The following is a 19,921-nucleotide window of genomic DNA, read 5'->3' as shown; positions in this document are numbered from 1 at the left end:
GAATGATTACTCACTCATTAATATGGGCGATGCAGCGATCGTTTTCACCGTGCGTCGCCCTGCCTGAAACCGCCTTCCATCCGTGCGGCAACGCCCGAACCTGATGCGCCGCCGATCCCCCGTGTTCAGCTTTCCGTTACGCCGACCGCCCGCTCACACCGCGTGCAACACGGCCCACAGCGCGCGAAACCCGGCATCCCGGTACCCATCGGCCAGCGCCGGCTCGCGCGTGATCGACTCCATCGCCGTTTCCGCGATCGACGTGAACAGCGCGGCGCAGAACGCATGTGCGTCGTCGTCCTTCAACCCGTCCGACGCGCTGACTTGTGCGCGCAGCAACGCGCTGATCGCGCCGAAGCCTTCGGCGCCGGCCTCGCGATGCGTGTCGTCGATGCGGCCGCTCACCCGGAGCTGCTGCAATGCGTGCCGCCCCTCCGGATGCGCGACGCCCCACGACACATAGCCGTTCCACGCATGCCGCATCGCCTGTTCGGCCGGCGCGTGCTCCGGAAACCCGGTCATCATCGCCTCGCGCATGTCGGCCTTCAGGCTCAGGTACAGCGCGTTCAGCAACGCATCCTTGGTCTCGAAATAGGTGAACACCGTGCCTTCCGCGACGCCGGCGAGCCGCGCGATGCGCGCGGTGGTCGCGCTCGCGCCGTCCTCCGCGAGCGCGCGGGCGGCCGCGGCGAGGATGGCGTCGTGCTTGTCGGGACTGCGCGGTCGGGCCACGTTCGATTCCTTTAATGAGTGAGCGCTCAATCATAATCAAGCCAACCGATGCATTGCAAGCCCTGTTACATACGGACGAACCCATCCACAATCGATCAAAAGCGTGCACTATTAGCGTTTTCACGTACTGACGCGCCAACGCACCGGCCGTCCGGCGCTTCGACGTTCGTTCCACGCTCACACCGCATCAGACCGCGAACCACTCATGACGAATAAGCCCAACCAGACCGAAGCCGACCAGCCCGTCGACATGATCATCTTCGGCGGCGGCGGCGACCTGGCCGCCCGCAAGCTGTTGCCCGCGCTGTACATGGCGCACCTGCACTGCAACCTGCCGCCGGAGACACGCATCATCGCGGTCGGCCGCCGCGACTGGGGCATCGACGGCTATCGCAAGTTCATGGACGAGCAATCGCGCCCGTTCATCGACGACAAGGCCTTCGACGCCGACGCGTGGAGCCGTTTCCTCGACCTGTTCAAGTACGTGCTGATCGACGTCAGCGCGCCGGAAGATTACGCGCGGCTCGCCGAAGCGTCGCGCGGCGATGCGATTCGCGTGTTCTACCTGTCGACGTCGCCGGAGCTGTTCACGACGATCTGCAACAACCTGTCGGCCGCGCACCTGGTCGACGCGCGCTCACGCGTCGTCCTCGAAAAGCCGCTGGGCCACGATCTCGCGTCGGCGAAGGCGATCAACGATGCGGTCGGCAAGCATTTCGAGGAATCGCAGATCTACCGGATCGACCATTACCTCGGCAAGGAAACCGTGCAGAACCTGATGGTGCTGCGCTTCGGCAACCCGATCTTCGGGCCGCTGTGGCAGGCACCGAGCATCCGCAGCGTGCAGATCACGGTGGCGGAGACGGTCGGCGTCGGCAGCCGCGCGGGCTTCTACGACCATACCGGCGCGCTGCGCGACATGGTGCAGAACCACCTGCTGCAATTGCTGTGCATCGTCGCGATGGAGCCGCCGGTGTCGCTCGACCCGGACGCGGTGCGCGACGAAAAGCTGAAGGTGTTGCGTTCGCTGCGGCCGATGGCGCTGTCGGACGTCGCGCGCGACACGGTGCGCGGCCAGTACACGGCCGGCGCGGTCGATGGCCAGCCGGTCAAGGGCTATCTCGACGAGGAGAACGTGCCGGCGGACAGCCACGCGGAAACCTTCGTCGCGCTGCGCGCGCACATCAACAACTGGCGCTGGGCGAACGTGCCGTTCTTCCTGCGCACCGGCAAGCGGCTGCAGCGCCGCCAGTCGGAAATCGTGATCGAGTTCGCGGACATGCCGTTCTCGATCATCCCGAGCGGCCCGCGTCACTACAGCAACCGCCTCGTGATCCAGCTCCAGCCGGAAGAATCGATCCAGCTGCAGATGCTCGCGAAGGAACCGGGCAGCGGGATGAAGATGGTGCCCGTGAGCCTGAACCTCGACCTGCAGCAGGCGATTCCGGAACGGCGCGCGGAAGCGTACGAGCGGCTGCTGATCGACGTGATCCGCGGGCGCCTCACGCACTTCATGCGCCGCGACGAACTCGAAGCCGCATGGTCGTGGGTCGAGCCGATCCTCGACGGCTGGCAGCAGCTCGGCGATCGTCCGCGCCTGTACACGGCCGGCACGTTCGGGCCGGCGGCCTCGTCGGCGCTGCTGGCGCGCGACAACATGTCGTGGTCTGAAGAAGCTTAAGAAGCGCAGCACACGACGGCATGCCGGCGGCGCGAGCGCCGTTGGCATGCCGGGTCAAATCAGGGCGCCCGCCGCATACCGCCCGCCTCTCGGCCGTTACCTTCGGCCAGAGGAAATCCCCCTGAGCCGTCCCGCGCCGGAACGGCACCCGGCCTCCATGCTGCAGCGGCCCCGGCTATACCGGCCCCATCCACGCCGCCTTGCGCCGCGTCTGCGCATCGCTGCCGCTGCCACCGCCCAGCACCTCGATCATGTAGTCGACGAACGACGCGATCCGCGACGAAATCGCGGTGTTCCGGTAATACACCGCGTTGATCGGCTGCTCGACGTCGAGCGTCTGCCGCGCGAGCACCTGCACGAGCCGCCCGGCCTCGCGATCGTGCGCGGTCATGAAATCCGACAGGCACACGACGCCCGCGCCCTCCAGCGCGAGCTGCCGCAGCGTCTCGCCGCTCGACGACCAGATGCCGGGCTCGATGCGGTTCGGCTCGCCGTCCGCGCCGAGGATCGGCCACACGTTCAGCGATTCCGGCTGCGTGAAGCCGAGCAGCGTGTGCTTGTCGAGATCCTCGACCTTGCGCGGCTGGCCGTGCGCTTCGATGTATGAGGGGCTCGCGAGGATGCGCAGCCGGCTGTTGCCGATCCGCCGGCTATGAAGGGTCGAATCCTTGAGCCGGCCGATCCGGATCGCGACGTCGGTGCGCCGCTCGAGCAGGTCGATGATCCCCTCGTTGCTGTTCAACTCCAGGTCGACCTTCGGAAAGCGTTCGCGGTAGCCGCGCACGAGCGGCACGATCACGTGCAGCATGAACGGCGTCGCGGCGTCGACACGCAGCCGCCCGGACGGCATCTCGCGCCGCGCGAGCATCTGCTCCTCGGCGTTCTCGACCGATTCGATGATCGCGCGCGCATTCTGCAGGAACGCGCGCCCCTCTTCGGTCAGTTCGAGCCGGCGCGTGGTCCGGCGCAGCAGCGTGGTCTTCAGCTTCTCCTCGAGCCGCGCGAGCGTGCGGCTCGTGGCCGACACCGTGAGGTCGAGCTGCTGCGCGGCGGCGGTGATCGAACCGGTGTCGACCACGGCCGCGAAGGCCTGGAGTTCGTCGAGCGTGATTTTCATTGTTGATCTGAAATCAAAACAATTTGGTTTATAGACCAGTTTTTCCGCAAAAGTAAAGGCGGCACACTGCGATCCATCCTTACTGGAACCAGGATCCCATCATGCCACTCGCCCTGCTTGCGCTGACCATCAGCGCCTTTGCCATCGGCACCACCGAGTTCGTGATCGTCGGGCTGATCCCGACGATCGGCGCCGATCTCGGCGTCAGCCTGCCATCGGCCGGCCTGCTCGTCAGCCTCTACGCGCTGAGCGTCGCCATCGGCGCGCCGCTCCTCACCGCGCTCACCGGCCGCGTGCCGCGCAAGACGCTGCTCGCCGCGCTGATGGCGCTGTTCACGGTCGGCAACCTCGTGGCCTGGCAGGCGCCGAGCTACGACTCGCTGATCGTTGCGCGCGTGCTCACCGGCCTTGCGCACGGCGTGTTCTTCTCGGTCGGCTCGATCATCGCGACCACGCTCGTGCCGAAGGACAAGGCCGCCAGCGCGATCGCGACGATGTTCAGCGGGATGACCGTCGCATTCGTCGCCGGCATTCCGCTCGGCACCTTCATCGGCCAGCACTTCGGCTGGCGCGCGACGTTCCTGATCGTCGCGCTGTTCGGCCTCATCGCGTTCCTCGGCGCAGTGGCCTTCGTGCCGCGCGGGCTGCCGCAGACGCCGCCGGCGCCGCTCGCCCGTCAGTTCCGCGTGCTCGCCCAGCCGCGCCTGCTGCTCGTCTATGCGATGACGGCGGTCGGCTACGGCGGCTCGCTGATCGCGTTCACCTACATGGCACCGCTGCTCGAACAGATCGCCGGCTTCACGCCGTCGCAGGTCAGCCTCGTGCTCGTCGGCTACGGCGTGTCGGTCGCGTTCGGCAACGTGTGGGGCGGCAAACTCGCCGACAGTGTCGGCCCGGTCAAGGCGCTCAAGCGGATCTTCCTGCTGCTCGCGATCGTGCTGCTCGCGCTGACCTTCACGGTGCACGTCAAGTGGCTCGCGGTGCTGACGATGCTCGCCTGGGGCGCGGTCGCCTTCGGCAACGTGCCGGGCCTGCAGGTGTACGTCGTCAAGCAGGCGCGCCACTTCGCGCCGGACGCCACCGACGTCGCATCGGGCTTCAACATCGCCGCCTTCAACCTCGGCGTCGCCGGCGGCTCGTCGCTCGGCGGCCTGATCGTCGCCAACGTCGGTCTCGGCCATACGCCGTGGATCGCCGCCGCCGTCACGCTCGGCGCCTTCGCGCTGACCGCGCTGAGCGGCCGTCTCGACCGCGGCCAGGGCTTGCCCGAACGTACGGCCGAACCCGTCGAACTCGCACATTGAACGTCACTTACTTTTGCAGGAGCAAAACAGCATGAACGCATCGACCCAACGTCCGCCGTTTGCCGGCAAGACTTTCGAAGTCCGTTACGACGGCCTCACCGCCCTCAACGCGTATGACGAGGACGGCCTCCACATGCGCTACGAGATCACCGAAGGCGCGTACGCCGGCGCGAAGGGCGAAGTCGCCTACACGTGGCAGCACGTCGCCGGCGAGACCTACGCGATCTCGTGGCAGGAAGCCGACCGCGCGACGGTCGTCCACCTCGACGACTTCGCCGCCGGCACGTCGCGCTCGTTCTTCACCGCGTCGTCGCTCGATTTCTACCGGCTCGAAGGCAGCCTGCGCGCGGTCTGAACGGAGGCGCCCGATCATGTCCACTTCACTCGACAAGCTCGCCGACGGCAGCTTCAGCGTCGGCATCGAACTGCCGCTCGACAACGATTGGTCGCCGGCCGGCGACGCGAAGCGCCAGCATGACGGGCGCCGCCCCGGCGTGCCCGACCTTGAAAACCACTCGGCGCTCGCGCAACTGGCCGACACGCTCGGCTTCCGCGCGCTCTGGGTGCGCGACGTGCCGGTGTACGACCCGTCGTTCGGCGACGCCGCGCAGGTGTTCGAGACGTTCTCGTATCTCGGCTACCTCGCCGGCATCACACGCGACATCCTGCTCGGCACGGCGGCCGTCGTGCTGCCGCTGCGCGAACCGCTGCTGACGCTGAAATCGGCCGCGACGATCCAGGAACTGAGCCGGGGACGCCTGCTGCTCGGCGTCGCGAGCGGCGACCGGCCGGTCGAATATCCGCTGTTCGGCCGCGACTTCGCGTCGCGCGGCGCGAACTTCCGCGACCAGATCGCGCTGCTGCGCGACGGTGCGCACGGGCACCTGCCGCCCGGCCTCGAGGTCCTGCCGGCCGCGTGCTCGCCGGTGCCGCTGCTGGTCGCGGGTCTCGCGCAGCAGACGCCGGCGTGGATCGGCGAACACATGGACGGCTGCCTCGCGTATCCGGGTACGCCGGCCGACCACACCCAGCGCGTCGCGAACTGGCGCACGGTGGCCGGCAACAAGCCGTACGTGAGCTTCATCCACCTCGACCTCGCGGAAGATCCGCACGAACCGCTGCAGCGGCACCGCTTCGGCGCGCGCGCCGGACGCATCGCGCTGGCGGAAGAGCTCGCGGCGATGCGCGACGCGGGCGTGCAGCACATCGGCCTGCATTTTCGCCGCAACCGGCGTCCGCTCGACGAGACGATGTCCGAGATCGCAGCGGACGTGCTGCCGCTGTTCCATGTGAACGCGCAAGCCCGCGTCGCATAGGGCCGGCGATCGCCGGAAACGGGCTAATCACCGACCTATATTTGATTTTAAATCAAATATTTTTGACCTCTGAAGGCGTTTATCTCATCAGTCTCAAGCGCCAGAATGACTCCCATACCGCAACCGTTCCCCCCCTCCCAGGAGCACATGATGAGCAACATTCCCGCATTCGGCCTCGGTACTTTCCGCCTGCAAGGCCAGGTTGTCATCGACTCGGTCCGTAACGGCCTCGAAGTCGGCTACCGCGCGATCGACACCGCACAGATCTACGGCAACGAAGCCGAAGTCGGCGAAGCGATCACCGCCTCGGGCGTGCGCCGCGAAGACCTGTTCCTCACGACCAAGATCTGGGTCGACAACTACGCACCGGAAAAGCTGGTCGCCAGCCTCGAAGAAAGCCTGCGCAAGCTGCGCACCGACTACGTCGACCTGACGCTGATCCACTGGCCGGCCCCGGGCAACGGCGTGTCGATCCAGGCATTCATGACCGCGCTCGCTGAAGCAAAGGCGAAGGGCCTCACGCGCCAGATCGGCATCTCGAACTTCAACATCGAACTGACGAAGGAAGCGATCGCGGCCGTCGGCAAGGATGCGATCGCGACGAACCAGATCGAACTGAGCCCGTACCTGCAGAACCGCAAGCTGGTCGAGTTCCTGAACGCCGAAGGCATTCACGTCACGTCGTACATGACGCTCGCGTACGGCAAGGTGCTCGGCGACCCGGTGATCGGCGCGATCGCGCAACGTCACAACGCGACGCCGGCGCAAGTCGCGCTCGCCTGGGCACTGCAGCTCGGCTACTCGGTGATTCCGTCGTCGACCAAGCGCGAGAACCTCGCGAGCAACCTGCTCGCGCAGACGCTGCGCCTGACCGACGAAGACATGGCGCAGATCGCCGCGCTCGAGCGCAACGGCCGCGAAGTCGACCCGGCCGGCCTCGCGCCGAAGTGGGACTAAGCGCACCGCCCCCTCAATCGACCCGTCCGCGGCCAGCCGGCCGCGGCACCGACAGGACACCATCATGACCCAGGACCCGCTTTTCCAACCGCTGCAATTCGGCGCGCTGACGCTGCCGAACCGCATCGTGATGCCGCCGATGACGCGTTCGCGCGCCAGCCAGCCCGGCGACGAAGCCAACGAACTGATGGCCGCGTATTACGCGCAGCGCGCGAGTGCGGGCCTGATCGTCAGCGAAGGCACCTATATCGCGCCGCTCGGCAAGGGCTACGCATGGACGCCCGGCATCCATACGCCGTCGCAGGTCGCCGGCTGGCGCAAGGTGACGGACGCCGTCCACGCCGCGCACGGCCGCATCTTCGCGCAGCTCTGGCACGTCGGCCGCCTGAGCCACACGAGCCTGCTCGGCGGCCAGCAACCCGTGTCGTCGTCGCCGATCCAGGCGAAGGGCGTGAACGTGTTCGTCGCCGGTGAAGACGGCAGCACGCCGGGCTTCGTGCAGGCTTCCGAGCCGCGCGCACTGACCATCGACGAGATCCGCGAGATCGTCGAGCAATACCGCGCCGCCGCCCGCAACGCGATCGAGGCCGGCTTCGACGGCGTCGAACTGCATGGCGCGAACGGCTATCTCGTGAACCAGTTCATCGACTCGAACGCGAACACGCGCACCGACGCGTACGGCGGCTCGCTGGAAAACCGGCTGCGCTTCCTGCGCGAAGTCGCGCAGGCGCTGATCGAAGGCACCGGCGACGCGTCGCGCGTCGGCATCCGCCTCGCGCCGCTGACCACGCTGAACGGCTGCGTCGACGACGATCCGGAAACGACCTATCTCGCCGCCGCGAAGCTGCTCGGCGAACTCGGCGTCGGCTACCTGCACATCGCGGAAGCCGACTGGGACGACGCGCCGCTGATGCCGGTCGAATTCAAGCAGCAGCTGCGTGCCGCGTACCCCGGCGTGCTGATCTATGCTGGCGCCTACACCGCCGAGCGTGCCCGCGAAGCGATCGCCGCCGGCTGGGCCGACCTCGTCGCCTTCGGCCGCCCGTTCGTCGCGAACCCCGACTTGCCCGAGCGCTTGCGCACCGGCGCCACGCTCACGCCGCACGACCGCAACACGCTGTTCGGCGGCGGCGCACCGGGCCTGACCGACTATCCGACGCTCGCGCAAGCCGCTGCGTAACAGATCCACCGGAGTCCAGAATGAAAGCAACGCTCGCCCGGCTCGCGCTCGCCGCGCTCCTGCCGTTCGCGGCCGCCGAGGCGGCGCACGCCGCACCGGCCGCACCTGCGGCCGACTGGTATCCGTCCGTGTACGGCGCGCACGATGAGATCGGCGCGGCCAACCTGCTGACGCCCGACGTCATCAAGCAGGCTGTCGGCCTCGTGAAGGCCGGCAAGACCTACCCGCTGGCCGTGCCAGTGGACAAGGACCTGCCGGCGTTCCGCCACCGCAGCTTCCGGCTGTACAACGTGCAGGTCGGCCAGCAGGCCGGCAAGAGCCTCGGCCCGAACAAGTTCACGTTCAACGACGAACTCGTCAACGCGTGGACCGGCGTCGGCACGCAGCTCAACGGCATCGGCCACATCGGCATCGACAACGTGTACTACAACGGCAACCAGGCAGCCGATTTCGTGACCGTCGACGGCGTGAAGAAGCTCGGCGTCGAGAAGGTGCCGCCGATCGTCACGCGCGGCGTCGTGCTCGACATGACCGCCTATTACGGCAAGCCGATCGTGCCGGGCGGCACCGAGTTCACGGTCGCCGACATCCAGGCGGTGCTGAAGAAGGAAGGGCTGACGCTGCGCAAGGGCGACGTCGTGCTGTTCAACACCGGCTGGCTCGAGCTGATCGGCAAGGACAACAAGCAGTTCCTCGAAGTCGAGCCGGGCATCGGCATGGAAGCCGCGAAGTGGCTCGCCGACCAGGGCATCGTCGCGTTCGGCGGCGACACGTGGGCGTCCGAGGTGTATCCGAATCCGCACACGAAGGACGAATTCCCGATCAACCAGTACATGCTCGCGAAGCGCGGCATCTACAACCTGGAGCTGATCGACAGCCGCGCGCTGGTGCGCGACAAGGCGTGGGAATTCCTGTTCGTGCTCGGCCAGCCGCTGTACGTCGGTTCCACGCAGGTCAACATCAACCCGGTCGCGATCCGCTGATCCCGCGGGCCGTTCGTCAACCGTTGGCCGAAGCATTCACATGAGAATCACGCTCCCTTCCCGCCTGGGCTTCGGCACTGCGCCGCTGGGCAACATGTATCGGGACATCCCGAACGAAGAAGCACTGGCCACGGTCGACGCGGCCTGGGAAAGCGGTATCCGCTACTTCGACGCGGCGCCGCTGTATGGCGCCGGCCTCGCCGAGCTGCGCCTCGGCGAAGCGCTCGCCGGCCGGCCGCGCGATGAATATTCGCTCGGCACCAAGGTCGGCCGCCTGATCGCCGAACACGCACCGACGCCGGCCGGCGCAGCCTGAGCGGGCGACTGAACCGTGCGATGTCCGTGCCGCCGGCACGCGTCGCACGGTAACCCGGCAATCGACCGGGTAACCGATACGCAGGCCCGGTTCGCGCGGCGTCGCCGGTGGCGGCGACGCGCGGCCACGGCCGATCGCGCATCACTCGCCATCGCGTCCGCCTGTCGACGCGCGACGAATGGCCCGTAGCAAGCAACGCTTTCCCTTTCCGGCGCCGCCAGCCTCGGCCGGTGGCGCCGTTCTTTTTGCAGCTATTGCAGGAACTGAGAATGAGCACGCAAGCATCGAAACTCGCCCTCGTCACCGGCGGCTCGCGCGGTATCGGCCGTGCAACGTCGTACGAGCTCGCACGACAGGGCTACATCGTCGCGGTTCACTATCGCGCCGACCGCGCCGCAGCGGAGCAGACGCTCGCCGGCATCCGCGAACTCGGCGGCCGCGGCTTCGCGATCCAGGCCGACCTCGACGCGCCGGACGGCGTCGCCACGCTGTTCGACGCGCTCGACCGCGCTGTCGCCGAACAGAACCTGCCGGCGACGCTCGACGTCCTCGTCAACAACGCCGGCGTCGCCGACGGCGGCACGCTGGACGATACCTCGGTCGAGCTGTTCGATTGCCAGTTCACGTTGAACGTGAAGGCCGTGTTCTTCACGACGCAGCAGGCCGTGAAGCGCATGCCGCGCGGCGGCCGGATCGTCAACCTGTCGAGCGTGCTGTCAAGCCGCGTGTTCGAAGCCGGCGGCAATTTCAGCGCGATTTCCGCGTACGCCGCCTCGAAGGCGGCCGTCGATACGCTGACGCGTCACTGGGCGGTCGAGCTCGGCCCGCGCGGCATCGTCGTCAACGCCGTCGCGCCCGGCCCGGTCGATACCGACATGAACGCGAGCTGGCTGCGCACCGACGACGGCCGCGCGACGATGACGTCGGCCAGCCCGCTCGGCCGCGTCGGCACGCCGGAAGACATCGCCGGTGTGATCGGCTTCCTCGCGAGCCCGGCGTCGCAATGGACGACCGGCCAGGTCATCGACGCGAGCGGCGGCTACCGCCTGTGATGCCAAGGCCGCCGGCTCGTCCGGCGGCACAGATCGGCCGGCTCGCGGTGCGTTGCACACGTTTCGCACATTGCGCGGCTCGGCCGATCCGCATCGACAGCTCGACGTCGCCGCCGATCGGCACCGACAGATAGCCGTTGCGCGGCGCGCGCGCAGAGGCGAGATAGTCGGGACTGTATTCCGCGTTGTCGGCGACGACGAACGCACCGGGCCGCAAGCGCGGCTCGACCCGCGCGAGGATCTCCGGATCCAGCGCCTTCGCGCCTTCGAGCACCAGCAGGTCGACCGTATCGGGTAAATCGGCCGCAAGCGTGCTCCATGCATCGCCTTCGCGGATCTCCACGAGATCGGCCAGCCCGGCCGCCGTCAGGTTGGCGCGTGCCCGCGCAATCTTCCACGTTTCGAATTCGCTCGTGACCAACCGCCCGCCGCCGTTGTCGCGCAGCGCGGCCGCGAGGGCCAGGACACGCACGAGCGCAGCAAGTGCGCGGCACCGGTATCATCCGGCTGCAGGTTGCACATGGCCGCGATTCACGTCATACGCGGCGATTTTCCCGCGCCTGCACCGCCTCAACGAAAGCCATTCGCAAGATTCGATGCATCACCCGCTCCCGCCCTGCCCGCCGACCCGGCATTCAAATAATCGCCTTAACGGATTCGAACTAGGCGTATACACGCGTTCCGCGACGACGAAGCCCCGTAGCACGCCGATATAAGCGCTGCGACATGCGCTGCATGCTCTTCCCCCAATGGGACGTGATGGGCCGTTCGCCTAACCTTCGCTACGGCAAAGCACACGTGACGGGGTCGACCACACCACGCGTCGTCCGACGCGACACACTCGCGTCCTTCGACGCGCGTACGACGACGCGCATCACGCGTGATGCGTCCCCACGACGTTGCCGATAAATCCCAACCAGATTCGAGACACCCTGACGACGGTCCGCTACAGGCCGTTTCAGCATGCTGATAAAGGAGCAAGCTCATGAGTGATACCCCGGTGCAGCCGACGGTCGGCGTCGGCGCGGAAGAAACTGACTTCGGCACCAAGGGAGTCATCGACCGGTACTTCGGCATTTCGTCGCGCGGCAGCACGCAGCGCCGCGAAATCGTCGCGGGCGTGACCACATTCCTCGCGATGGTCTATTCCGTGTTCGTGGTTCCCGGCATGTTCGGCAAGGCCGGCTTCGACACGAGCGCCGTGTTCGTCGCGGTCTGCCTCACCACCGCATTCGGCTCGCTGCTGATGGGCCTGTGGGCGAAGCTGCCGATCGCGATCGGCTGCGCGATTTCGCTGACCGCGTTCACCGCGTTCGGCCTCGTGCTCGGCAAGGGCCTGCACCCGACCGTCGCGCTCGGCGCCGTGTTCCTGATGGGCCTCGTGTTCACGGGCATCTCGGTCACCGGCGTGCGGTCGTGGATCCTGCGCAACCTGCCCGCGGGCGTCGCGCACGGCACCGGGATCGGCATCGGCCTGTTCCTGCTGCTGATCGCGTCGAACGACGTCGGCCTCGTGATCAAGAACCCGGGCGCCGGCCTGCCGGTCTCGCTCGGCCAGATCACCGCACTCCCGGTCATCATGTCGGTCGTCGGCCTCGCCGCGATCTTCGGCCTCGAGAAGCGTCGCGTGCCGGGCGGCATCCTGCTCGTCGTGATCGCGATCTCGATCTTCGGCCTGATCTTCGACCCGGCCGTGAAGTACCGCGGCATCTTCGCGCTGCCGTCGCTGAGCGCACCGGGCCACGCATCGCTGATCGGCGCGATGGACATCAAGGGCGCGCTGTCGATGGCCGTGCTGCCGAGCGTGCTGGCGCTCGTGATGACCGCCGTGTTCGACGCGACCGGCACGATCCGCGCGGTCGCGGGCCAGGCGGGCCAGCTCGACGAGAATGGCCGCATCATCAACGGCGGTCGCGCGCTGACCGCCGATTCGATCAGCTCGATCTTCTCCGGCTTCCTCGGCGGCGCGCCGGCGGCGGCATACATCGAGTCGAGCGTCGGCGTGGCCGCCGGCGCGAAGACGGGCCTCGCGGCTGCGGTGGTCGGCCTGCTGTTCCTGGTCGTGATGTTCTTCTCGCCGCTCGCGGGCCTCGTGCCGTCGTACGCGACCGCCCCCGCGCTGATGTACGTCGGCCTGCTGATGCTCGGCAGCGTGAGCAAGCTGCACATGGACGACATGGTCGATGCGATGTCGGGCCTCGTATGTGCGGTGTTCATCGTGCTGACCGCGAACATCGTGACGGGCATCATGCTCGGCTTCTCGACGCTCGTGATCGGCCGCATCGCCAGCGGCGAATTCCGCAAGCTCAACGTCGGGACCGTACTCATCGCAGCCGTGCTCGTCACGTTCTACCTCGGCGGCTGGGCAATCTGACCGCGGATCATGCGCGACGTTGCCGGCAGAAGGGCGGCGCGCATCGAGACGATAGCGTCTCCTCCACCATCATCGTTGATGGTCTCCAGGCCTGGAAACGGATGTTTCCAGGCTTTTTTTGTCGGTACGGCATGGGGTTCCGCGGCGCTGTCCGGCAAAGACGGGAAGTCGTGTGCGCCCCGTCGCATCGCGAATCCGCACGCGGTGCTACGATCGCGCTTTGTCCTCCGGAACGCGCATGAATCCGCTTGGCATCGTCTCCGAATCAGACACGCGGACCGCGGCGCACAAGCCGCCGTTCATCCCGTCGTTCGGCTTCGTCGAGATTCATGAATCGCGGCCGATCGACGCGCCGCCGTCGCGCATCATCGACGCGGTGGCGGCGCTCGACATGCGCGCCGATCCGGTCATCGACGCGCTGCTGGCCGTGCGCGAATCGCCGGCGGCCATCGCCCGCGCGCTGGGCAACCGCCCCGCCGCCGCACGCGAGCGCTTCGGCTTCGATACGTTCACGCTGCTGCATCGCGACGACACGTCGCTGTCGCTGGGGCTCGTCGGACGCTTCTGGCGCCCGACGCCCGACGTGCGGACGATCGACGACGCCGCGGCCTTCATCCGGCACGACGATCCGCACGACGCGAAGCTGGTGCTGCGGTTCGAAGTCGTCGGACTGCCCTCCGGCACGCGGCTGCTGCGCACCGAAACCTTCGTCCACTGTCCGAGCACCCGCACGCGCCTGCTGTTCATGCCGTACTGGCTCGCGATCCGGCTCGCGAGCGGCTGGATCCGCCGCCGCACGCTCGCAGCCGTCGAACTGGCGCTCGCCTGATACGCCTGATACGCCTGATACGCCTGATACGCCTGATACGCCGGGTCGCCGCCACGCCGCTACGCGGCGCGTCGTATCGCGACGTACCTCGACCACGTCACGAACACGCACACACACACGCACGCACCGTCATTTGCGATCCTGATCGGTGTGCCGCGAAAAGCGGCGAAGAACGCCGCGCACCGATCAGCGATGCTTGCGCCGCCCGCCGTCCACCGTCGCGGCACGCTACCCTATCGGTCTTCGCGCCGCCGCCCCGGCCCGCCGTCAGATCCCAACCCCGTCGATGACCCGCATCCGCAACCAACTGAACATCGCGCAGCTCCAGGCGTTCGTCTCCGCCGCGCATCACAAGAGCCTGCGCGCCGCCGCGCGCGAGCTCGGCGTCACGCAGCCCGCGATCACGCACACGATCCGCGAACTCGAGACGGCGCTGAACGCCGAACTGCTCGTGCGCAGCGTGCGCGGCGTCGAGCTGACCGCGTGCGGCCATGCGCTGCTGCCGCGCGCCGAGCAGCTGCTCGGCGACGTGCGTCGCACCGTCGAGGCCGTCGAGCAGGTGAAAGGGGAAATGTCGGGGCGTGTCGCGGTCGGCACGATGCCGTCGATCGCGCTGACCGCGCTGCCGCACGCGGTCACGGCCTTCCGCCGGTCGATGCCGAACGTCAGCCTGCATCTCGAGGAAGTGACGGTGCCCGACGCGCTCGCGCAGCTGCGCAACGGCACGCTCGACATCGCTGCGATGCACCATGTGCCCGCGCTCGACCGCGATTTCACGCAAGTGCCGCTGCTGTCGACCGAATTCACCGTCGTGATGCGCGAAGGCCATCCGCTCGCGCATGCGCGCCGGTTAGAGGAGTTACTCGACGCCGAGTGGATCGTCACGGTCGGCGCCGAACAGTTCCCGCACAGCGTGATGATCGCGATGTTCGAGGCGCGCGGGCTGCCGCTGCCGAAGCGCCTGCTGCGCTCGCCGATGTCGTTCGCGGTGACGCTCGGGCTCGTCGCGCGCTCCGACGTGATCGGCTGCTTCACGCGCCCGCTGGCCGCGATGGTGGCGCCGCTCGGCATCCGCACGGCCGAACTCGACGAAAGCATGCCGCGCTTCGACCTGTCGATCATCGCGCGGCGCGACCTGCTGCCAACGCCCGCCGTGTCGCAATTCGTCACGTGCCTGCAGCGCGCGGTCAACGAAACGCTGGGTTGAATCGTTCCTACCTCTGAAACGGTGGCGCGCACGCCGCGCCACCGTCGGGTCCGGTATCGGGGCATTTCCTAGGCGCCCTGCCGGTATTTTGTCTTGATAATCTTGCGCACGTCGCGCGCCCGCATCGGGCAAGCGAAACGGACCGTCCGACGCGAAACCGCGCCGGACCGAAAGCTTACGGCGCGGCACAACCGCGCACCCATCGAACAACAGAGGAGTCACCGAGTGAAAAAGATTCTTGCGGCTGTGACCGTGGCCCTGCTCGCCGTATCGGCCGGCACTGCATACGCGAAGGACTGGACGACCGTGCGCTTCGGCGTCGACGCCAGCTACCCGCCTTTCGAATCGAAAGGGGCTGACGGCAAGGTGGTCGGCTTCGACGTCGATCTCGGCAACGAAATCTGCCGCCGTATGAACGCGAAGTGCGTGTGGATCGAAAACGACTTCGACGGGATGATCCCGGCGCTGAAGGCGCGCAAGTTCGACGGCGTGCTGTCGTCGATGTCGATGACGCCAGCGCGTCAGGAACAGATCGCGTTCTCGGCGAAGCTGTTCAACACGCCGACGCGCCTCGTCGCGAAGAAGGGTGCCGGCCTGCTGCCGACCGCCGAATCGCTGAAGGGCAAGTCGATCGGCGTCGAGCAAGGCACGATCCAGGAAACCTACGCGAAGACCTACTGGGCCGCGAAGGGCGTGAACGTCGTGCCTTACCAGAACCAGGACCAGGTCTATGCCGACCTGATCGCAGGCCGTCTGGATGGCGCGCTGCAGGACGCGGTGCAGGCTGACATCGGCTTCCTGAAGACGCCGCGCGGCGCGAACTTCGATTTCGCCGGCAAGGACATCGACGATCCGAAGACGCTCGGCGAAGGCGCCGGCATCGGCCTGCGCAAGGAAGACGCCGACCTGAAGGCGAAGATCGACGGCGCGATCGCCGGCATGCGCAAGGACGGCACGTACCAGAAGATCGCGAAGAAGTACTTCGATTTCGACGTGTACGGCAAGTAATACCGCGCAACAGCGCGCTTCGCATCCGCGCACACGGGCTCCGCAAGGAGCCCGTTTTTTTTGCGCGCGTGCGACCGGAAACTGCGGAAAACGCCGCTGCGAAGGGCCGCGCGAACGTTATTTTTTACGCGCCAACCCGATGATTCGAAACGGAAAACGACGTGCCGGGGAGCGGGTTTGATAGGTTCGCGGAAGGCAACGTACAATCGATCTTCCACGCACACGGATCATTCGCGGCTGCGCCGCACTTCCCTCATCATGCAAACGCAGACCCATCCGCTGATTTCCCCCGCCGTCGGCACCGAACGCCAGATCACGAGCTTCCACTACGGCCCCCGCGGCGGCAAGAAGGTGTATATCCAGTCGTCGCTGCACGCGGACGAACTGCCCGGCATGCTGGTCGCCACCCTGCTGCGCCGCAAGATCGCCGCGCTCGAGACGGCCGGCAAGCTGCGCGGCGAAGTGGTCATCGTGCCGGTGCCGAACCCGATCGGCCTGTCGCAGCACGTGTTCGGCGATCATCTCGGCCGCTTCGAGCTCGGCTCGATGCAGAACTTCAACCGCAATTTCTACGATCTCGCCGCGCTCGTGCTGCCGCGTATCGAACGCCACCTGACGAACGACGCGCAGCACAACCTCGCCGCGGTACGTGCCGCGATGCGCGACGCGCTCGACGAGCAGAAGCCGCGCACCGAGCTCGAATCGCAGCGCCTCGCGCTGCAGAAGCTGTCGTTCGACGCCGACATCGTGCTCGACCTGCATTGCGACAGCGATGCCGTGATGCACCTCTACACGAACCCCGATCTGTGGCAAGACGTCGAGCCGCTGTCGCGCTATCTCGATGCGCAGGCGTCGCTGCTCGCGCTGAATTCGGTCGGCAATCCGTTCGACGAGATCCACAGCTTCTGCTGGTCGGACCTGCGCAGCCGGTTCGGCGATCGTTTCCCGATCCCGAACGGCGCGATTTCCGTCACGGTCGAACTGCGCAGCGAGCGCGACGTGTCGTACGAACTCGCGGAGAAGGACTCGCAAGGGATCGTCGAATACCTGACCGAGCGCGGCGTCATCGACGGCACGCCGGCGCCGCTGCCGCCGCTCGCGCATCCGGCCACGCCGCTCGCGGGCACCGATCCGCTCGTCGCGCCGGTGTCGGGCGTGATCGTGTTCCGTACGCCGGTCGGCGCGTGGATCGAGGCCGGCCAGGAAGTGGCCGACATCGTCGATCCGCTGACCGATCGCGTGATCACGCTGAAGAGCAGCGTGTCGGGCGTGCTGTACGCGCGCCAGATCGTGCGCTTCGCGACCGCCGGGATGGAAGTCGCGCGGATCGCCGGCGCCACGCCGATCCGCACCGGGTCGCTGCTGTCGGCCTGAACGGCCTGAACGTCCTGAGCCGCCGTTACCGCCTGGGCTACTGGCCCGCGCGCCGCATCACGGCGCGCACCAACGAAATCGCCCGCTTGCGCGGGCGATTTGCTTGTCGGGATGCCCGGCGACGCGGCCGGGCGACGGCTTGCGCCGATCTTCAGAACGCCGGCACGATCGCGCCGCCGAACTTCTGGTCGATGAACTTGCGCACGTCGTCCGATTCATAGGCCGCGACGAGCTTCTTCACCCACGGCTTGTCCTTGTCCTGCGCGCGTACCGCGATCAGGTTCGCGTACGGCCCGCGCAGGTCCTCGATCGCGATCGCATCCTTCACCGGCGTGAGCCCGGCCTTCACCGCGTAGTCGGTGTTGATCGACGCGGCGTCGAGGTCAGGCAGCGCGCGCGGCAGTTGCGCGGCGTCGAGCTCGACGATCCTGATCTTCTTCGGATTCTCGGCGACGTCGAGCGGCGTCGCATTCACGCCGTTCGTACCGGCGCCCGCCTTCAGCTTGATCACCCCGTATTTCTGCAGCAACAGCAGCGCGCGGTTGCCGTTGGACGGATCGTTCTGGATCCCGACCTTCGCGCCGGCCGGCAAGTCCTTCAGCGACTTGAGCTTGTTCGAGTAAAAGCCCATCGGCGCCGTGTAGGTCAGCCCGACGTTGATGATCCGGTAGCCGCGCTGCTTGATCTGGCTGTCGAGAAACGGCTGGTGCTGGAAGCCGTTCGCGTCGAGGTCGCCCGAGTCGAGCGCCGCGTTCGGCTGCACGTAGTCGTTGAATTCGATGACCTTGATTGCGAGGCCTTCGCGGGCGGCGACCTTCGTCACCTCGCTCCAGATCTGCGCGTCGGGGCCGCTCATCGTGCCGATCTTCAGCGTCTGCGGGTCGGCGTGCGCGCCGGGTGCGGCAAAGGCCAGCGCCGCGGCAAGCGCGCCGAGGCCGGTCAGGATCGAACGTCGCATGGTGTCCTCTTGTCCCGTGTCGTTGTTGAAGCGCGCATCGTGGCACGGGGCCGGAACAGCACCAACCAAGCTTATTTCATGTGCATATTCCAGCTCCCGATCGAATCTCAGGCGGAATCGGTATAACTCCCTGCTATACAACCGGGCAAAATCCAGTGTCGCATCGGCACCACAGATTCGTAATATGACAGTGGCTGTCACATTCATTACGTGGCCCGCCGATAAAGTTGCCGCCGGTCCGTGAAAGCGCCCACAGAGAGCGCCGGAACCGCAACTGGACACGCCATTTATTCGCTCGGAGAATCCTTTGAACAAGAAACTGTTGACTATCGCCATCCTCGCAGCAACGGCCGGCACGGCACACGCGCAAAGCAGCGTGACCCTGTACGGCGTGATCGACGCCGGTATCAGCTACGTGAACCACAGCAAGACCGCAAACGGCGGCAGCGGCAAGATGTTCAAGTACGACGACGGCGTGGCCCAGGGCAGCCGTTGGGGCCTGCGCGGCACCGAAGACCTCGGTGGCGGCCTGAAGGCGATCTTCGTGCTCGAAAACGGCTTCAACAGTGGCAACGGCACGCTCGGCCAGGGCGGCGCGATCTTCGGTCGTCAAGCCTACGTCGGCCTGAGCCAGGCTCAGTACGGCACGGTCACGTTCGGCCGCCAGTACTCGTTCTCGACCGACATCCTCGGCTCGAACTACTCGACGGGTGGCAACACGGTCGGTGGTAACTACGCGTACCACGTGAACGACATCGACCAGCTCACGTCGAGCCGCATCAACAACTCGGTGAAGTTCCAGAGCGCGAACTACGCCGGCTTCACGTTCGGCGCGTTGTACGGCTTCTCGAACTCGACCGACTTCGCAGGCGCACCGTCGACGACGACGGGCACCACGACGACGGCCGGTTCGTCGCGTGCATACAGCTTCGGCCTGAACTACGCGAACGGCCCGTTCGCCCTCGGCGCCGCTTACACGGACATCCGCTTCCCGAGCCAGTCGACGCCGGCATTCTCGACGTCGATCGCGAACATCGCGCTGACCAACATCCGCGACCTGCGCACGTACGGCGTCGGCGGCCGCTACGTCTTCGGCCCGGCAACGGCATGGCTGCTGTGGACGCGCACGCAGTTCACCCCGATCGCGAGCGGCGCGTCGGGCACGTTCTACAACGCGTACGAAGCAGGCGTGAAGTACGCGATCACGCCGGCCCTGTCGGCAGCTGCCGGCTACACCTACACGAACGCGACGCAAAGCGGCAACTCGGCGCACTGGAACCAGGGCAACCTGGGCCTCGACTACGCGCTCAGCAAGCGTACGGACGTGTACGGCCTGGTCGTCTACCAGAAGGCTTCGGGCAACAACGTGCAGGCACAGATCGGTTCGAGCACGAGCTACTTCAGCACGTCGGGCAACGGTTCGTCGAACCAGCTCGCCGCTCGCGTCGGTATCCGTCACAAGTTCTAAAGCATCCGCTTAATTCGCGGATCACGACGGCAAGAAGCGCCCCGCTCCACGCGGGGCGCTTTTTT

17 protein-coding genes and 2 pseudogenes are annotated in these 19,921 nt (G+C 66.9%); 15 read left to right on the top strand and 4 right to left on the bottom strand.

Annotated features, from left to right (window positions below):
* Positions 1 to 153: 153 nt before the first annotated feature.
* Positions 154 to 732 (bottom strand): TetR/AcrR family transcriptional regulator, encoded by a 579-nt coding sequence (locus GEM_RS28580; protein WP_014900919.1) that lies wholly within the window; start codon positions 730 to 732, stop codon positions 154 to 156.
* 205 nt (positions 733 to 937) lie between these two features.
* Here GEM_RS28580 and zwf point away from each other — a divergent pair, with 205 nt between their 5' ends.
* A complete protein-coding gene (gene zwf / locus GEM_RS28575) occupies positions 938 to 2,413 on the top strand; it encodes a glucose-6-phosphate dehydrogenase (RefSeq protein WP_014900918.1) in 1,476 nt (491 codons plus the stop codon).
* A 175-nt stretch (positions 2,414 to 2,588) separates the two neighbouring features.
* Here the strand turns inward: zwf and GEM_RS28570 are convergent, their stop codons facing one another.
* Entirely contained in the window at positions 2,589 to 3,530 is a 942-nt protein-coding gene (locus GEM_RS28570; protein ID WP_014900917.1) for a LysR family transcriptional regulator, read from the bottom strand.
* Between the two features lie 101 nt (positions 3,531 to 3,631).
* On the opposite strand from GEM_RS28570, the gene GEM_RS28565 reads away from it, so the two are divergent.
* The 8 genes and pseudogenes from GEM_RS28565 (at position 3,632) to GEM_RS28530 (ending at position 10,638) form a co-directional block, all read left to right on the top strand.
* Complete coding sequence (locus GEM_RS28565; protein ID WP_014900916.1) at positions 3,632 to 4,834, top strand: MFS transporter; 1,203 nt, start codon at positions 3,632 to 3,634, stop codon at positions 4,832 to 4,834.
* 31 nt (positions 4,835 to 4,865) lie between these two features.
* Entirely contained in the window at positions 4,866 to 5,189 is a 324-nt protein-coding gene (locus GEM_RS28560) for a MoaF-related domain-containing protein (RefSeq protein ID WP_014900915.1), read from the top strand.
* 16 nt (positions 5,190 to 5,205) lie between these two features.
* The gene (locus GEM_RS28555; protein WP_014900914.1) at positions 5,206 to 6,150 is read left to right on the top strand and encodes an LLM class oxidoreductase; all 945 of its coding nucleotides are present in this window, start codon (positions 5,206 to 5,208) and stop codon (positions 6,148 to 6,150) included.
* Between the two features lie 150 nt (positions 6,151 to 6,300).
* Positions 6,301 to 7,107 carry a 2,5-didehydrogluconate reductase DkgB gene (dkgB, locus tag GEM_RS28550; protein WP_014900913.1) on the top strand — a complete coding sequence of 269 codons (807 nt, stop codon included), beginning with the start codon at positions 6,301 to 6,303 and terminating at the stop codon, positions 7,105 to 7,107.
* A gap of 64 nt (positions 7,108 to 7,171) precedes the next feature.
* On the top strand, positions 7,172 to 8,287 hold the full coding sequence (locus GEM_RS28545) for an alkene reductase (RefSeq protein WP_014900912.1): 1,116 nt from the start codon (positions 7,172 to 7,174) through the stop codon (positions 8,285 to 8,287).
* Positions 8,288 to 8,307: 20 nt separating this feature from the next.
* A complete protein-coding gene (locus GEM_RS28540) occupies positions 8,308 to 9,270 on the top strand; it encodes a cyclase family protein (RefSeq protein WP_014900911.1) in 963 nt (320 codons plus the stop codon).
* 40 nt (positions 9,271 to 9,310) lie between these two features.
* Positions 9,311 to 9,556: pseudogene (locus tag GEM_RS28535) on the top strand (aldo/keto reductase); the annotation flags it as partial.
* 299 nt (positions 9,557 to 9,855) lie between these two features.
* Complete coding sequence (locus GEM_RS28530) at positions 9,856 to 10,638, top strand: SDR family oxidoreductase (RefSeq protein ID WP_014900909.1); 783 nt, start codon at positions 9,856 to 9,858, stop codon at positions 10,636 to 10,638.
* A gap of 85 nt (positions 10,639 to 10,723) precedes the next feature.
* Here GEM_RS28530 and GEM_RS28525 read toward each other — a convergent pair.
* Positions 10,724 to 11,110: pseudogene (locus GEM_RS28525) on the bottom strand (O-methyltransferase); the annotation flags it as partial.
* Between the two features lie 513 nt (positions 11,111 to 11,623).
* Between GEM_RS28525 and GEM_RS28520 the strand changes: the two are divergent.
* The 5 genes from GEM_RS28520 to GEM_RS28500 all read left to right on the top strand — a co-directional run bounded on the left by GEM_RS28520 (position 11,624) and on the right by GEM_RS28500 (position 17,430).
* Positions 11,624 to 13,012 carry an NCS2 family permease gene (locus GEM_RS28520; RefSeq protein ID WP_014900907.1) on the top strand — a complete coding sequence of 463 codons (1,389 nt, stop codon included), beginning with the start codon at positions 11,624 to 11,626 and terminating at the stop codon, positions 13,010 to 13,012.
* Positions 13,013 to 13,250: 238 nt separating this feature from the next.
* Positions 13,251 to 13,841: a hypothetical protein gene (locus GEM_RS28515; RefSeq protein ID WP_014900906.1), complete on the top strand. Its 591-nt coding sequence runs from the start codon at positions 13,251 to 13,253 to the stop codon at positions 13,839 to 13,841.
* Positions 13,842 to 14,127: 286 nt separating this feature from the next.
* Positions 14,128 to 15,048, top strand: a complete 921-nt coding sequence (locus tag GEM_RS28510; protein WP_014900905.1) for a LysR substrate-binding domain-containing protein — start codon at positions 14,128 to 14,130, stop codon at positions 15,046 to 15,048.
* A 225-nt stretch (positions 15,049 to 15,273) separates the two neighbouring features.
* Entirely contained in the window at positions 15,274 to 16,056 is a 783-nt protein-coding gene (locus GEM_RS28505; protein WP_014900904.1) for an ABC transporter substrate-binding protein, read from the top strand.
* 258 nt (positions 16,057 to 16,314) lie between these two features.
* Positions 16,315 to 17,430 (top strand): succinylglutamate desuccinylase/aspartoacylase family protein, encoded by a 1,116-nt coding sequence (locus GEM_RS28500; protein ID WP_014900903.1) that lies wholly within the window; start codon positions 16,315 to 16,317, stop codon positions 17,428 to 17,430.
* A gap of 151 nt (positions 17,431 to 17,581) precedes the next feature.
* Here GEM_RS28500 and GEM_RS28495 read toward each other — a convergent pair whose 3' ends face one another.
* Positions 17,582 to 18,388 (bottom strand): MetQ/NlpA family ABC transporter substrate-binding protein, encoded by an 807-nt coding sequence (locus tag GEM_RS28495; RefSeq protein ID WP_014900902.1) that lies wholly within the window; start codon positions 18,386 to 18,388, stop codon positions 17,582 to 17,584.
* A 307-nt stretch (positions 18,389 to 18,695) separates the two neighbouring features.
* On the opposite strand from GEM_RS28495, the gene GEM_RS28490 reads away from it, so the two are divergent.
* On the top strand, positions 18,696 to 19,856 hold the full coding sequence (locus GEM_RS28490) for a porin (RefSeq protein WP_014900901.1): 1,161 nt from the start codon (positions 18,696 to 18,698) through the stop codon (positions 19,854 to 19,856).
* The last annotated feature ends 65 nt before the right edge of the window (positions 19,857 to 19,921 follow it).

The sequence above is a fragment of the Burkholderia cepacia GG4 genome (genome assembly GCF_000292915.1).
GTDB classification, from domain to species: Bacteria; Pseudomonadota; Gammaproteobacteria; order Burkholderiales; family Burkholderiaceae; genus Burkholderia; species Burkholderia cepacia_D.
Note: the sequence above shows the minus strand (reverse complement) of the source record. Positions and strands in the feature narration are given on the sequence as shown.